Below are 13,851 nucleotides of genomic sequence, written 5' to 3'. Positions count from 1 at the left end.
CCGGCGCCTGTCGCGGATGCGGGTCAGAGCCCCTGGTCCAGGGCGATCACCGGATTCAGATCGACGGATTCCGCCAGTTGCGAGGCGGCCCGGGCGGCTTCGTCGCGCGACAGATAGGGCCCCATGCGGACTTTGTAGAGCGGCGGCTGGTGGGACACGGTTGCGGTGCCGGCCAGCCCGGAGGCCTCGATGTTGACGCGGCTGGCCAGCGCCTGCGCGTTTTGTGCCGACGAGAACGCACCGAATTGCAGGTAGATGCCGCCCGCCTGCGGCGCAGCGGAGATGGGCGCCATCGGTGCCAGCGGCTCCAGAGGTTCGGCCGTCAGAAGGGCCGGCTGGGTGGGGGCCGGCTCGGGCGGCGGGGCCGCCGATGCTGTCCGCGGAGCGCCCGGATAGCGTCCGGCGCGGATGTCGGCATTGGTGATGGCCTGGACGACCACGCGGCCGCTGCCGGGGCCGATCAGACCCAGCTTGGCGGCGGCCACATAGGAAAGATCGATGATGCGCCCCGGGTGGAAGGGGCCCCGGTCGTTGATGCGCACGACCACCGAGCGGTTGGTGCCGACCCGGGTGACCCGGGCGTAGCTGGGAATCGGCAGGGTCGGATGCGCTGCCGTCATGGCGTACATGTCGTAGGTTTCGCCGTTGGCGGTTTTCTCGCCGTGGAACTTCCGGCCGTACCACGAGGCGATGCCTTCTTGGCGGTAGGGCTGGTTTTCGGCGATCGGTACGTAGCGCACGCCGAACACCTCATAGGCGCGGAAATTGGCCGGGGCATGCCGTTCGAGGCGCGGCACGGCATCGGGGATGGAGGCGATGTCGGCTGGGATGTCGCGGCCGGGGCCGTCGTCCTTGTAGTAGCCGCCCGAGCGCGAAGCGCAGCCCGCCAGGACGACCAGCGCGGCGCCCAGCAGGCCCAGCGCTAGCCGTTGCGCCAGGCGAGTGTGGGCCGCGGCGCGAGGGTTCGGGGCATTCATGGCCGGGTCTCCTGCAGCATGGGGTTGCGATGGCGGACCAGTAGGGGGGAATGGTCGGCGAAGCGCCGGGCGAGCTGTTCGGTGACGTAGACGGAGCGGTGCTGGCCGCCGGTGCAGCCGATGGCCACGGTCAGATAGTTGCGTGTGTCTTGCATGTACAGGGGCAGCCACTTGCGGATGAAGGCGGCGATGTCCTCGATCATGGCTTCGACGCTGCCGAACTGTGCCAGCCAGGCGGCGACCGGGGCGTCCCGTCCCGTCAGGGGGCGCAGTTGCGCGTCGTAGTGGGGATTGGGCAGGCAGCGCACGTCGAAGACCAGGTCGGCATCGTGAGGCACGCCGCGCTTGTAGGCGAAGGATTCGAAGGTCAGGATCACCGAGGCGCGGTCCGTCTGGACCAGGTCGCGCATCCAGGCGCGCAATTGGCCGGGCGTCAGGTCGGACGTATCGATGACGTGTTCCTGATTGCGCAAGGGAGCCAGCAGTTCCCGTTCGCGGGTGATGCAGTCCTGCAGCGAAGGATCCAGGCCCTGGTGCCGCAGGCGGTCCGTCAGGGGATGGCGGCGCCGGGATTCGGAATAGCGCTGCATCAGGGTGTTGTCGTCGGCGTCCAGGAAGATCACGTGCAGCGCCGTGCCCATGGCGCGCAGGCTGGTGAGGATGCCGGGCAGGTCGTCCAGGTCGCCCGGCGTGCGCACGTCGATGGCGACCGCGATCCGCTCCAGCCCGCTGTCGCGGGTGCTGGCGATGAATTCATGCAGGAAACGCACGGGCAGGTTGTCGATGCAGGTGTAGCCGGTGTCTTCCAGCATGCGCAGGGCCACCGACTTGCCGGAGCCCGAGATGCCGGTGATCAGGACGATGTTCAGCATGGCGTGCGCCGCGCCGCCGGGCGTCGGTTCATGGGCGGGCCTCCCGCGAGCTCTCCATGATGGCCAGGGCCTGGCGCTCGATGAATTCGCCCATGGTGTCGATGCCGCGCAGATTGAGGATGGTGTTGCGCACGGCGGCCTCGACCAGCACGGCAAGGTTGCGGCCGGCCGCCACTTGAAGCATCACCCGGCGGATCGGGATGCCGAGGATGTCCTGGTATTCGTCCTGCGTCGGCAGGCGTTCGAAGGTGTCCGGCGTCATGCGGACGAGATGCACGATGAGCTTGATCTTCATTTTCCGGCGGACCGAGGTCTCGCCGAAGATCGTGCGGATGTCCAGCAGTCCCAGGCCGCGGACTTCGAGCAGATTCTGCAACAGGGGCGGGCACTGGCCCTCGACGAAGTTCGGCGCGGTGCGGGACAGCTCGACGGCGTCGTCGGCCACGAGCCCGTGGCCGCGGGAGATGAGTTCCAGCGCCAGCTCGCTCTTGCCCAGGCCCGACTCGCCGGTGATCAGTACGCCCAGGCCCAGGACGTCCATGAAGACGCCGTGCACCGTGGTCTTGGGCGCCATGCGCTTGCCCAGGTAGATGCGCAGCAAGTCGATCAACAGGGCGGCGTCGGTGGGCGTCGCCAGCAGGGGGATGCCATTTTTCTGGCAGTAGTCCCGGAGATCGTCCGGCGCCCGGGTGTCGGCCGCCAGAAAGATGGCCGGCACGCCGCCGGCCACCAGTTCGTCCAGGTGGTGCTGCCTGCGGCGCGGATCGAGCCGCAGGTAGTAGGACATTTCCTCGGCGCCGAATACCTGGATGCGCCCCGGGTGGATCAGGTTCAGGTGGCCGACCAGGTCGGCCGCGGCGCCGCCGGTGTCGGAAATCAGGCGCTGCTCGGCGCCGTCCCGCCCCGCAATCCAGGAGAAGGGGATCTTCTCGGTGTTGTCACGAATCAGCTCTTGGATGGTCAGCATGTTCAGAGGCCGGGGCGCTCGCGCCAGTCAGGATGAGTTGATGGACTTCCTGGGGGTCCGTGGACTGCGCCAGGGCCTGGCGGATGCCGGCGTCGGACATCAGGCGGGCGATGCCAGCCAGCAGATCCAGGTGGGTCTGGGTGGCGGTTTCCGGGATCAGCAGGAAGAACAGCAGTCGGGCGGTGCGCCCGTCGTTGGCGTCGAAGCGGACCGGGTCGGCCAGCCGGATGAAGGCGGCGTGCGGTTCACGCAGATCTTTCAGCCGTCCGTGCGGAATGGCGACCTCGTGGCCCAGCGCGGTCGATCCCAGCCGTTCGCGGGCCAGCAGGCTGTGGAAGACCGCCGTGCGGGCGACGCCTTGGTGGTTTTCGAACAGCAGGCCGGCGTGCTCGAAGGCGCGCTTCTTGCTGGTGGCTGCCAGATCCAGAACGATGTTCTCCGGCGGCAGGATGCGAGGTGTGAGATTCATGGCGTCCATTATAGGGAAATGGGCCGTCAACAATATGGCCCCGGACGGGCGTCTCGAGGCCATGTGTCGTGCCGGGCCGACGGAATCGGCCCTCGGGGATCCCGTCAGGCGGTCATTTCCTGACGTTTTGGGGGTTCGTGGGCGTAACTCTGAGCCTTGGTCTTGTACTTGATGACCTGGCGGTCGGCTTTGTCGACCAGCAGATCGATGGCCGCGTACAGGTTTTCATCCGAGGCTTCGCAGTGCAGGTCTTTGCCACGCAGGCGCATGGTAATTTCGGCGGTGTGCTTCAGAGGTTCGATGGAAAGCATGACCTGGGTGTCGATGACCTGATCGAAGTGCCGCAGGACGCGCGCCGTCTTGGTGTGGACGTATTCGCGGATGGCCGGGGTGATTTCCAGATTGCGACCGGTGATTGTCAGGCTCATATGCAGACTCCTTGCGGAAAGACGGGAAGGGTTCCGGGAGGAACCGGGTACGGATGGGGTTGGCCTCCTTTTGACGGTTTGATGACAAGCCCAGTGTACCGATTACCTCCGCCACATCAAGCGCCTGCTTCCGGTGTAAGATACTAAGATCGATTCGCAGAGACTGTGTCTGGATGCGCCTCTTGCAGCGGCTTTGTCGCCGCCGGGCCGCCCCAAGACGAAAAAGGCCCCCTCGGGGGCCTTTTCTTTACATCCGGAAGTTCTTCCCCAGGTAGACCTGGCGCACGGCCTCGTTGTCCACGATTTCGCTGGGGTGGCCGCTGGTCAGGACGCAGCCTTCGCTGATGATGTAGGCGCGGTCGCAGATCCCCAGGGTTTCCCGCACGTTGTGGTCGGTGATCAGCACGCCGATGTTGCGGCTCTTCAGGAATTGCACGATGCGCTGGATCTCGATCACGGCGATCGGGTCCACTCCGGCGAACGGTTCGTCCAGCAGGATGAAGCGCGGATTGGTGGCCAGGGCGCGGGCGATTTCCACCCGGCGGCGCTCGCCGCCCGACAGAGAGATCGCCATGTTGCGGCGGATGTGTTCGATCTGGAGTTCGTCGATCAGGGATTCCAGGCGGTCTTCCAGGGCGGCGGCCGAAAGCGCATGGCCTTCGGCATCGCGCTGCAGCTCCAGGACCGCGCGGATGTTCTGTTCCACCGTCAGGCGGCGAAAGACCGAAGCATCCTGGGGCAGATAAGACAGGCCCAGCCGGGCGCGCCGGTGCATGGGGATGCCGGTGACCTCGTGGTGGTCGATCAGGATGCGGCCGGTGTCGGCCGGGATCAAGCCGACGATCATGTAGAAGCTGGTGGTCTTGCCGGCGCCGTTGGGGCCGAGCAGGCCGACGACCTCGCCGCTGTCCACCGACAGGGAAACGTCCTGGACGACGGCGCGCCGGCCGAAGGTTTTGCCCAGGCCGATGGCCTGGAGGCTGCCGGAGGCCTCGGCGGCGGAGAAGGGGGGCTCGTGTGGAGGCATGGGAGTTACGGGCGGCCTGATTTCTTGGCCTTGCATTCCGCGATGGCCTGATCGATGCGGGACTGGGGTTGGGCCAGAGAGCGCACGCGCCCGCCGGCGGCCGCCGAGTTCTTGCCGCCGAACGCTTCGTAGGTGCCGGTCTTGTCGTGGTAGATGATGCGGGCGCCGCGCACGGTGTCGAAGGTCTTGCCGCAGACCTGGCGGATCACGGTGGCCTGGCCCGTCAGGGTGATGTCGCCCGCCGCGCCCGCATAGTCGGCTTGCTGGCCGGTGGCGATGAGGGTTTCGAATTTCTCGGGATTTTCCTGGCGGATGGTGACGACCCCGCCGGGCACGGCCGTGGCCGTGCCGAACTGGTTGCCCTGGGCGTCCTCGCGGGTGACGAGCTTATCGCTGCGCAGCGTCATGGCGCCCCGGGTCAGGACGACATTGCCGGTGAACGTGCTGGTCTTGTTGACGTCGTCGTAGTGCAGGGTGTCGGACAGGATCACTGTATCGGGTTCGTCCCCCGGCGCGGTCGTGTTCTGCGCGTGGGCCGCCTGGGCAGCCAGAAGCAGGGCGCAGGCGGCGATCGAAGCGATCGAGGCGAAAGGCGAGGTTTTCATGGCTGTGCGTTCTTTTTGGATCCGGCGTTGCGGGCGGCCTGGTCTTCGCCCGAGATCTTGACGTCGCTGGCCGCGGTGACGGTCAGTTGGCGCGTGCGGTTATCGTAGCGCATGCCCTTGCCTCGCAGCGTGGAGTGGCCGTTGATGACCACCGCGGGCCGGTCCGTGTGGACCAGATCACGATCGGGCTCGATGATGAGCTGGGTGCTGCGCACGTCGAGCAACTGGTGGTCGGCGTCGGGCAGGCGTTTCAGGTGGGCGTTGCCATTGAGCACGATGCGGTCGCTGCGCTCTTCGAGCGTGCCGTGGTCGGCGGTGCCTTCGGTGATGGGCGAGCCGGGCTGATGTCCGACGGCGCGTGGCGCGGTGATCTCATAGGCGCCGGTATCGGGGAAGTGCTCCATGGCCGCGCCCTCGAGCCGGTTGATGGCGCGCCCCTGGGCATCGGTGCGCACCATCGTGAACCGGTCCGACCAGGAGTCGCGTTCATGCGTGATGCGCCGGGGCGGGTCGATCTGGATTGAGCGCAAGGCGTAGTCGGACGCCCACCAGGTGCCCAGCACCAGCAGGCCGAGCAGGAGCACGGCGACGAGGCTGGGCAGGCGTTCTTTCACTGGATGGCTCCGCCCAGTGTGGACAGGGAGGCCGTGAAACAGGCGCCCAGGCGGCCCTGGGCCGCCAGGATCAGGTCGCAGCATTCGCGCACCGCGCCCGCGCCGCCGCGCAGCGTGCTGATCCAGTGGGCCGTCTGGCCGATGTAGAAGGGGGCGTTGGGCACGCTGGCGGCAAAGCCGACCCGCTGCAGTACGGGCAGGTCGATGATGTCGTCGCCCATGTAGCCCACGGCCTGCAGCGACAGGCCGGCCTCGCGGGCGAGTTCCTCGACCGTGGTGATCTTGTCGCGGACGCCCTGGAGGGCGGGCGCAATGCCCAGCTCCGCCGCCCGGCGGGCCGTGATGGCGCTCTTGCGGCCACTGACCCAGGCGACGCGGATACCCTGTTCGCGCAGCAGCCGCAGGCCATGGCCGTCGAGCGCGTTGAAAGGCTTGACGGCCTCGCCCTGCTCGCCGTACCAAAGGCTGCCGTCGGTCAGGATGCCGTCCACGTCGAACACCATCAGGCGCACGGCGCGGGCGCGCTCGCGGACCGCTTCCGGGATGCGGGCCAGGATCTGGGCTTCGGCGGGGTGGGAGAAACCGGGCAGTTCGTTCATCAGATGACCTTTGCGGCGAGGAGGTCGTGCATGTGCAGAGCCCCCAATAATAGCCCGTCGCCGTCGAGCACCAGCATCTGGTTGAGCTTGTGCGCGTCCATGATGGAGGCCGCCTCGATGGCGGGCGCCTCGGCCGGGATCGAGCGCGGATGGCGGCTCATGCCGGCCGAGACCGGCAGGGCGCGGATGTCGCCGTGCTGGGCGATCATGCGGCGCAGGTCGCCGTCGGTGAACAGGCCCACGGGGCGCTTGTCTTCCAGGACGATGGCCATGCCCATGCCCTTGGCGGACATTTCGGTGAGGGCGTCCGGGATCAGGGTTCCGGGGGCCACGCGCGGCAAGGCCGCGCCGCTGCGCATGATGTCGGCCACGGAAGTCAGCAGCCGCCGGCCCAGGGCGCCGCCGGGGTGCGAGCGGGCGAAGTCTTCGCGGTTGAAGCCGCGGGCCTCCAGGCAGGCGACGGCGATGGCGTCGCCCAGCACCAGGGCGGCCGTGGTGCTGGCGGTGGGCGCGAGGTTCAGGGGGCAGGCTTCCTGGTCCACGGCGGCGTCCAGCGCCAGGTCGGCGTTGCGGGCCAGTTCGGAGCCGGCATGGCCGGTCAGGGCGATGATGCGCGTGCCCATGCGCTTGGCCACGGAAATGATGGTGATCAGTTCGTGCGCCGAGCCCGAATAGGAAATGGCCAGCAGGATGTCCTGGCCGGTGAGCATGCCGAGGTCGCCGTGAATGGCTTCGGCCGCATGCATGAAAAAGGCCGGCGTGCCGGTGGAGGCCAGCGTGGCGGCGATCTTGCGGGCGACGTGGCCGGATTTGCCGATGCCGGTGACGACGACCCGGCCCGGGCAGTCGAGGATCATGCCGACCGCCTGGACGAAGCGCGCGTCGATGCGGCGCTGCAGCGCCTGCAGGGCCTGGATTTCGATGCCGAAGGTGCGGTCGGCGCTGGCGCGGACCGCCTCCGGGCTGGGTTGGGGATGGGGATGCATCCCGCGATTTTAAGCGGAATAGGCCCCCCGGTGAGGGGGAGGGCTTGTTAAACTGTGCCCGCCCTCATGCCTTTGCCCCAGGACTTCCCATGCAAACCGATCCGGCCCAGTACATCCGCGATACGATCCGCACCGTGCCCGATTGGCCGAAGCCGGGCGTGCAGTTTCGCGACATCACCCCGGTTCTCCAGGATCCGCGCTCGTTCCGGGTGCTGATCGACCTGTTCGTCTACCGCTACATGCGCCAGCGGCTGGACCTGGTGGCGGGGATCGACGCGCGCGGTTTCATCGTGGGGTCGGTGCTGGCCTATGAGTTGAACCTGGGGTTCGTGCCGGTGCGCAAGCAGGGCAAGCTGCCGTTTCGCACGGTCGCGGAGGAATACGCGCTGGAATACGGCAACGCCACGGTGGAAATGCACACGGATTCGGTGCGGCCCGGCCAGCGCGTGCTGCTGATCGACGATCTGATCGCCACCGGCGGCACGATGCTGGCGGCATCCCGCCTGTTGCAGCGCCTGGGGGCCAATGTGGCCGAGGCCGCCGCCATCATCGACCTGCCCGATCTGGGCGGCTCGAAGGTGGTGCGTGACTCGGGCCTGCCGGTGTATACGGTCTGCGAGTTCGAGGCGGGCGCGGAATCAACGGCTGGATAGCCCCCCTGCGGCCCCGACGCGCCGCGGGACCGCAGGGGGCTTGACCCCGGCCGCTACACCAGCACCCGTTCGATACCGCCCGCGTTGGCGGCCTTCACGTAGTCCGGCATCCAGTTCTCGCCCAGCAGGTGTTTGGCCATCTCGACCACGATGTAGTCGGCCGACAGCCCCGTGTCCTGTTCGTAGCGCGCCAGGCCCTGGAGACAGGACGGACAGGATGTCACCATCTTCACCTCGCCCTGGAAGCCGTCGGCGCGGATGGCGGCGGTGTTCTTCGCCAGTTCTTCCTGCTTGCGGAAGCGGATCTGGGTGGAGACGTCCGGCCGCGAGACTGCCAGCGTGCCGGATTCGCCGCAGCAACGGTCGGTCTTGATGGCATTGTCCTCGCCGAGCAGGGATTTCACCGTCTTCATCGGATCCTGCTGTTTCATGGGCGTGTGGCAGGGGTCGTGGTAGATATAGCGCACGCCCTGCACGCCGGCGATATCCACGCCTTTTTCCAGCAGGTATTCATGGATGTCGATCAGCCGGCAGCCGGGGAATATCTTGTCGAACTGGTAGCTTTCGAGCTGGTCGTAGCAGGTGCCGCAACTGACCACGACCGTCTTGATGTCCAGATAGTTCAGCGTGGTGGCCATGCGGTGAAACAGCACGCGGTTGTCCGTGGAGATTTGCTCGGCCTTGTCGGCCATGCCGTTGCCGCGCTGGGGGTAGCCGCAGCACAGATAGCCGGGCGGCAGCACGGTTTGCACGCCCACGTGCCACAGCATGGCTTGGGTCGCCAGGCCGACCTGGGAGAACAGGCGCTCGGACCCGCACCCCGGGAAGTAAAACACGGCCTCGCTGTCGGGAGCGGTGGCGGCCGGATTGCGGATGATCGGGATGATGTGCGGATCTTCGATATCCAGCAGTTTGCGGGCGGTCTGCTTGGGCAGGCCGCCGGGCATCTTCTTGTTGACGAAGTGGATCACCTGCTCGCGCACCGGCGCCTTGCCCACGGTGGCCGGGGGGTGGGCCACCTGCTTTTTCGCGACCGGGGCCAGCAGGTCGTGGGCCAGGCGCTGGGCCTTGTAGCCCATGCCGATCATGGCGGCCCGCGTGGCCTTGATGACGCGCGGGTCCTTGGCGTTGAGGAAGAACATCGACGCGGCCGTGCCCGGGTTGAAGGATTTCTTGCCCATGCGGCGCAGCAAGGCGCGCATGTCCATGGATACGTCGCCGAAGTCGATGTCCACCGGACAGGGGTTGAAGCACTTGTGGCATAGCGTGCAGTGGTCGCCGACGTCCTCGAATTCTTCCCAGTGCCGGATGCTGACGCCACGCCGGGTCTGCTCCTCGTACAGGAAGGCCTCGATCAGCAGCGAGGTGGCCAGGATCTTGTTGCGCGGGGAGTAGAGCAGGTTGGCGCGCGGCACATGGGTGGCGCACACGGGTTTGCACTTGCCGCAGCGCAGGCAATCCTTGATGGCGTTCGAGATGGCGCCGATCTCGGTGCGCTGCATGATCAGCGATTCATAGCCCAGCAGGTTGAAACTGGGCGTCCAGGCGCGCGACAGGTCGGCGCCGGGCATCAGCTTGCCGGCGTTGAAGCGGCCCTCGGGGTCGATGCGGCGCTTGTAGTCCTGGAAGGGGGCGAGTTCGGCCTCGCTGAGGAATTCGTATTTCGTCAGGCCGATGCCGTGTTCGCCCGAGATGACGCCGTCCAGGCTGCGGGCGATGTCCATGATGCGGGCCACGGCGTCGTTGGCCTCGCGCAGCATTTCATAGTCGTCGGAGTTGACGGGAATGTTGGTGTGGACGTTGCCGTCGCCCGCGTGCATGTGCAGGGCGACGAAGACCCGGCTTTTCAGGATGCGGTCGTGGGTGGACTGCAGGCCGGCCAGGACGGCGGCGCATTCGGCGCCCGCGAAATGGCGCTCCATGGCGCTGCGGATGTCGGTCTTCCAGGAAATCCGCAGGGTGTGATCCTGGACCAGATCGATGATGCGCGCGTCGGGCTGGGCGGTCAGGCGCTCGGCCAATTCGGGCAGGCGCGCGTCCAGGCCCAGAGAGGACAGGGTGTCCAGACTGTCGGCCAGCGGCGCGTCCAGGTGATCCAGCAGCCAGGCCCAGCGGCGGCGTACGGCGGCCAGCGTGTCCAGGGCGTCGCGGCGGCGGGCGGACAGGATGGTGTCGCGCGTGTGTTCGGCGTCGTCGGGGTCTTCGGTCTTGCCGATCGGCAGATCGCCCTGCAGGTAGGTTTCCAGGGCATCGACCAGGCGCAGCTTGTTGCGGGTGGACAGCTCGATGTTGATGCGCTCGATGGCGTCGGTGTATTCGCCCATGCGCGCCAGCGGGATCACGACGTCTTCGTTGATTTTGAAGGCGTTGGTATGGCGCGCGATAGCGGCGGTGCGGGCGCGGTCCAGCCAGAACTTCTTGCGGGCCTCCGGGCTGGCGGCGATGAAACCTTCGCCATGGCGCGAATTGGCGATGCGCACGACTTCGCTGGCGGCCAGGGCGACGGCGTTTTCGTCGTCGCCGACGATGTCGCCGATCAGGATCATCTTGGGCAGGGTGCCGCGCTTGCTCTTGGTGGCGTAGCCGACGGCGCGCAGGTAGCGCTCATCCAGGTGTTCCAGCCCGGCGAGCAGCACGCCCTGGCCGCGGCCTTGGATGTCCAGGTAGTGCTTGACCTCGACGATGGAGGGGACGGCCAGCTTCGCCTGGCCGAAGAACTCCATGCAGACGGTGCGCGTGTGCGCGGGCATGCGGTGCAGGATCCAGCGCGCGGCGGTGATCAGGCCGTCGCAGCCTTCTTTTTGCACGCCGGGCAGGCCGGCGAGGAACTTGTCGGTGACGTCCTTGCCCAGGCCGGCCTTGCGGAAGCGCCGGCCCTCGATGGCCAGGATTTCGGTCTTCAGCAGCGTGTGGCCCGGAGGCTTGGCGCCGTCGAACCATTTGAGCTCGAAGCGGGCCTCGTCGGCCTCGTGGATCTTGCCCAGGTTGTGGTCCAGGCGGGTGATTTCCAGCCAGTTGCCCTGGGGGTCCACCATGCGCCACCAGGCCAGGTTGTCCAGCGCCGTGCCCCAGAGAACGGCCTTCTTGCCGCCGGCATTCATGGCGACGTTGCCGCCCACGCAGGACGCGTCGGCCGAAGTCGGATCCACGGCGAAGACGCGGCCGGCGGCTTCGGCGGCCTCGGCCACGCGACGCGTCACCACGCCCGCGCCGGTCAATACCGTGTGCACGGGGGTGTCGACCCCGGGCAGCGTGATCGCCTCGACCGGTCCGATGGCATCGAGTTTTTCGGTATTGATGACCACGGACCGCCAGGACAGCGGGATGGCGCCGCCGGTGTAGCCGGTGCCGCCCCCGCGCGGGATGATGGTCAGGCCCAGCCGGATACAGGCGCGCACCAGGGCGGCGATCTCGTCCTCGGTGTCGGGCATCAGCACGACGAAGGGGTATTCCACGCGCCAGTCGGTGGCATCGGTGACGTGGGAGGCCCGCGACAGGCCATCGAAGCGAATGTTGTCGCGGCGGGTCAGGCGGGACAGTTTCTTCAGGGCCGCCTGGCGCAGACTGGCCGTTTCCACGAAGCGGGCTTCGAAGTCGGCCACGGCGGCCCGGGCGGCTGCCAGCAGTTTCTGGACCTGGGCGTCGCGCGGGCCGTGATCGTCGTCCCGGCGGTGGTCGATTTCGGACAGGCGATGCGCCAGGGCCTCGATCAGCAGATGGCGGCGCTTGGGGTCGTCCAGCAGGTCGTCCTGCAGATAGGGATTGCGCAGCACGACCCAGATATCGCCCAGCACCTCGAACAGCATCCGGGCCGAGCGGCCGGTGCGCCGCTGCGAACGCAGTTCCGACAGCACTTGCCAGGCTTCTGCGCCCAGCAGCCGGCAGACGATCTCGCGATCCGACCAGGAAGTGTAGTTGTAGGGGATTTCGCGCAGGCGCGGCGCCTGGGGAGATGCGAGCAGTTCGCGGGCAACAGGGGCGTTCATGAGGGGGTCGAGGGTCAGTGCCCCTGAGGACCGGAGGGGCAATGGCTTAGTGTAAGGGTAAAACGTCCCGGATTCGGGATGAGCTTATAGCCGGGGGTGATGAACGAACGGAAAAAAAGCCGTTCAAAACCATGTGCTCACCCAGGGCCAGGCCTGCATCAGCGTGGCGGTCAGGATCACGTAGCGCAGACATTTGCCGGCGGCCATGTACAACACGCAGGGCCAGAAGGGCAGGCGCAGCCAGCCGGCCACGGCGCACAGCGGGTCGCCAATGCCGGGCAGCCAGGACAGCAGCAGCGCGGGAGGCCCGAAGCGGTGGAACCAGCGGGAGATCAAGGCATGCCAGCGGCCGCCGGGTGAAGGCCGGTCCGCAGGCCCGCTTGCCGGCGGACCGGGCGGCGGATCGATGCCGTCCGGAGATGCGGCCGCGCCGGCCCGCCGGGCCCGCCAGCGGTGCCAGGCGGCCTCCGCTCCGGCGCCCATGGCGTAGCTGATGGCGCCGCCGATCGTGTTGCCCGCCGTGGCGACCAGGACGGCGGGCCAGAACATGGACGGCACGATCTGCACATAGGCGAAGACGGCCGGTTCCGACCCCATGGGCAGCAGGGTAGCCGAGATCAGGCTGACGAGGAAGATCGCGGGCAGGCCCACCTTGGGCAGCGCGAACAGGGCCAGCAGGGTGTGGATCGAGGATTGCAGCCAGAATTCCATGGTGGTGAAGTGTAGCCCGCCGCGGCGCCGCGCATCCGCCCATGCCGCCAAGCGCGCTAGGATTGCGCCGTTTCGGCGCTGTGGACGGCCGGCCCGTTGGGCAGGAGCTCCCAACTGAACCGGTTCTTGCCGGAATGCTTGGCCGCATACATGGCGGCGTCGGCATGGGCCACCAGGGCGTCGGGATCCTGCCCGTGCTCCGGGTGGCGTGCCGCCCCGATGCTGGCGGAAATGGAGACCTGGATGTCGCCGTTCAGGTCAAAGGGCAGAGCCAGGGCTTCCAGAATCGTGCGGACAATCCGCTCGCCGCTCTCGATGCTGTCCAATCCCGCCAGGACAATGCCGAATTCGTCGCCGCCGAACCGGGACACCGTGTCCTCGGACTCGGCGCGTACGCAGTGTTCGAGGCGCCGGGCCACCTGTTGCAGCAGGATGTCTCCCATCGCATGCCCATGGCTGTCGTTGACTTCCTTGAAGCCGTCCAGGTCCAGGTACAGCACGGCCGCCAGGCCGTTGTGACGGCGTGCGGATTCCAGGGCTCGGGCGCAGCGGTCCTGGAACATGACGCGGTTGGGCAGGCCGGTCAGCGCGTCATGCAGGGCGTCGTGCGACAGCCGGGCCTCCAGATCCTTGCGGGCCGTGATGTCTTGTACGGCGGCCACGAGGAAGTCCGGCATGCCGGCCGCGTCGCGCACGACGCTGAGCGCCTCGCAAACCCACAGCTCGCTGCCGTCGCGGCGCCGGTAGGGTTTCTCGATCTCGGGCGGCGGACCGAGGAAATGCGCCTTCAACCGGGCCTTCAGGAACGCGCGGGCCTCGTCCCGGGCGCCCGGGGCCGCGAGATCGAACAAAGTCTTCTCCAGCAGCTCGGCCGCATCATAGCCCAGCATCCGGCAGAGCTTTTCATTGACTTCCAGGAAGCGGCCATCCGGCGCGATGCGGGCGATGCCCATGGCC

At 67.5% G+C, this 13,851-nt stretch carries 14 protein-coding genes; 1 reads left to right on the top strand and 13 read right to left on the bottom strand.

From position 1 onward, the window contains the following. Positions 1–23: 23 nt before the first annotated feature. The 10 genes from ABRZ00_RS03600 to ABRZ00_RS03555 form a co-directional block, all read right to left on the bottom strand. Complete coding sequence (locus ABRZ00_RS03600; protein ID WP_368647836.1) at positions 24–977, bottom strand: septal ring lytic transglycosylase RlpA family protein; 954 nt, start codon at positions 975–977, stop codon at positions 24–26. Then, positions 974–1,849: an RNase adapter RapZ gene (gene rapZ, locus ABRZ00_RS03595; protein ID WP_343838073.1), complete on the bottom strand. Its 876-nt coding sequence runs from the start codon at positions 1,847–1,849 to the stop codon at positions 974–976. The genes ABRZ00_RS03600 and rapZ overlap by 4 nt, the downstream gene beginning before the upstream one ends. Before the next feature lie 28 nt (positions 1,850–1,877). Further along, positions 1,878–2,816, bottom strand: coding sequence for an HPr(Ser) kinase/phosphatase (hprK, locus tag ABRZ00_RS03590; RefSeq protein WP_368641098.1), 939 nt, complete (start codon positions 2,814–2,816; stop codon positions 1,878–1,880). Continuing rightward, positions 2,788–3,285 carry a PTS sugar transporter subunit IIA gene (locus ABRZ00_RS03585; protein ID WP_368640129.1) on the bottom strand — a complete coding sequence of 166 codons (498 nt, stop codon included), beginning with the start codon at positions 3,283–3,285 and terminating at the stop codon, positions 2,788–2,790. The genes hprK and ABRZ00_RS03585 overlap by 29 nt, the downstream gene beginning before the upstream one ends. A gap of 104 nt (positions 3,286–3,389) precedes the next feature. Continuing rightward, on the bottom strand, positions 3,390–3,713 hold the full coding sequence (gene raiA, locus ABRZ00_RS03580; RefSeq protein WP_343838079.1) for a ribosome hibernation-promoting factor, HPF/YfiA family: 324 nt from the start codon (positions 3,711–3,713) through the stop codon (positions 3,390–3,392). 247 nt (positions 3,714–3,960) lie between these two features. Further along, entirely contained in the window at positions 3,961–4,740 is a 780-nt protein-coding gene (gene lptB, locus ABRZ00_RS03575) for an LPS export ABC transporter ATP-binding protein (protein WP_368641099.1), read from the bottom strand. A 5-nt stretch (positions 4,741–4,745) separates the two neighbouring features. After that, the gene (gene lptA / locus ABRZ00_RS03570; protein WP_368641100.1) at positions 4,746–5,345 is read right to left on the bottom strand and encodes a lipopolysaccharide transport periplasmic protein LptA; all 600 of its coding nucleotides are present in this window, start codon (positions 5,343–5,345) and stop codon (positions 4,746–4,748) included. Next, a complete protein-coding gene (gene lptC, locus ABRZ00_RS03565) occupies positions 5,342–5,959 on the bottom strand; it encodes an LPS export ABC transporter periplasmic protein LptC (protein WP_343838086.1) in 618 nt (205 codons plus the stop codon). The genes lptA and lptC overlap by 4 nt, the downstream gene beginning before the upstream one ends. Next, positions 5,956–6,558 (bottom strand): phenylphosphate carboxylase subunit delta, encoded by a 603-nt coding sequence (locus ABRZ00_RS03560; protein ID WP_343838088.1) that lies wholly within the window; start codon positions 6,556–6,558, stop codon positions 5,956–5,958. Before ABRZ00_RS03560 ends, lptC begins: the two co-directional genes overlap by 4 nt. Further along, positions 6,558–7,544 (bottom strand): SIS domain-containing protein, encoded by a 987-nt coding sequence (locus ABRZ00_RS03555; protein WP_368641102.1) that lies wholly within the window; start codon positions 7,542–7,544, stop codon positions 6,558–6,560. Before ABRZ00_RS03555 ends, ABRZ00_RS03560 begins: the two co-directional genes overlap by 1 nt. 89 nt (positions 7,545–7,633) lie before the next feature. Between ABRZ00_RS03555 and ABRZ00_RS03550 the strand changes: the two genes are divergently transcribed. Next, positions 7,634–8,197, top strand: coding sequence for an adenine phosphoribosyltransferase (locus tag ABRZ00_RS03550; RefSeq protein WP_343838093.1), 564 nt, complete (start codon positions 7,634–7,636; stop codon positions 8,195–8,197). Positions 8,198–8,250: 53 nt separating this feature from the next. Here ABRZ00_RS03550 and ABRZ00_RS03545 read toward each other — a convergent pair whose 3' ends face one another. From ABRZ00_RS03545 to ABRZ00_RS03535, 3 genes are all read right to left on the bottom strand, one after another. Next, positions 8,251–12,183: a DUF3683 domain-containing protein gene (locus ABRZ00_RS03545; RefSeq protein ID WP_368641103.1), complete on the bottom strand. Its 3,933-nt coding sequence runs from the start codon at positions 12,181–12,183 to the stop codon at positions 8,251–8,253. 123 nt (positions 12,184–12,306) lie between these two features. Beyond that, positions 12,307–12,894, bottom strand: a complete 588-nt coding sequence (locus tag ABRZ00_RS03540) for a YqaA family protein (protein ID WP_368647835.1) — start codon at positions 12,892–12,894, stop codon at positions 12,307–12,309. A gap of 56 nt (positions 12,895–12,950) precedes the next feature. Beyond that, positions 12,951–13,847 carry a diguanylate cyclase domain-containing protein gene (locus tag ABRZ00_RS03535; RefSeq protein WP_368647834.1) on the bottom strand — a complete coding sequence of 299 codons (897 nt, stop codon included), beginning with the start codon at positions 13,845–13,847 and terminating at the stop codon, positions 12,951–12,953. Between the last annotated feature and the right edge of the window lie 4 nt (positions 13,848–13,851).

This window comes from Castellaniella ginsengisoli, from assembly GCF_040955415.1.
Lineage (GTDB): Bacteria > Pseudomonadota > Gammaproteobacteria > Burkholderiales > Burkholderiaceae_B > Castellaniella > Castellaniella ginsengisoli.
This window is presented reverse-complemented; position numbering and strand designations above follow the sequence as displayed.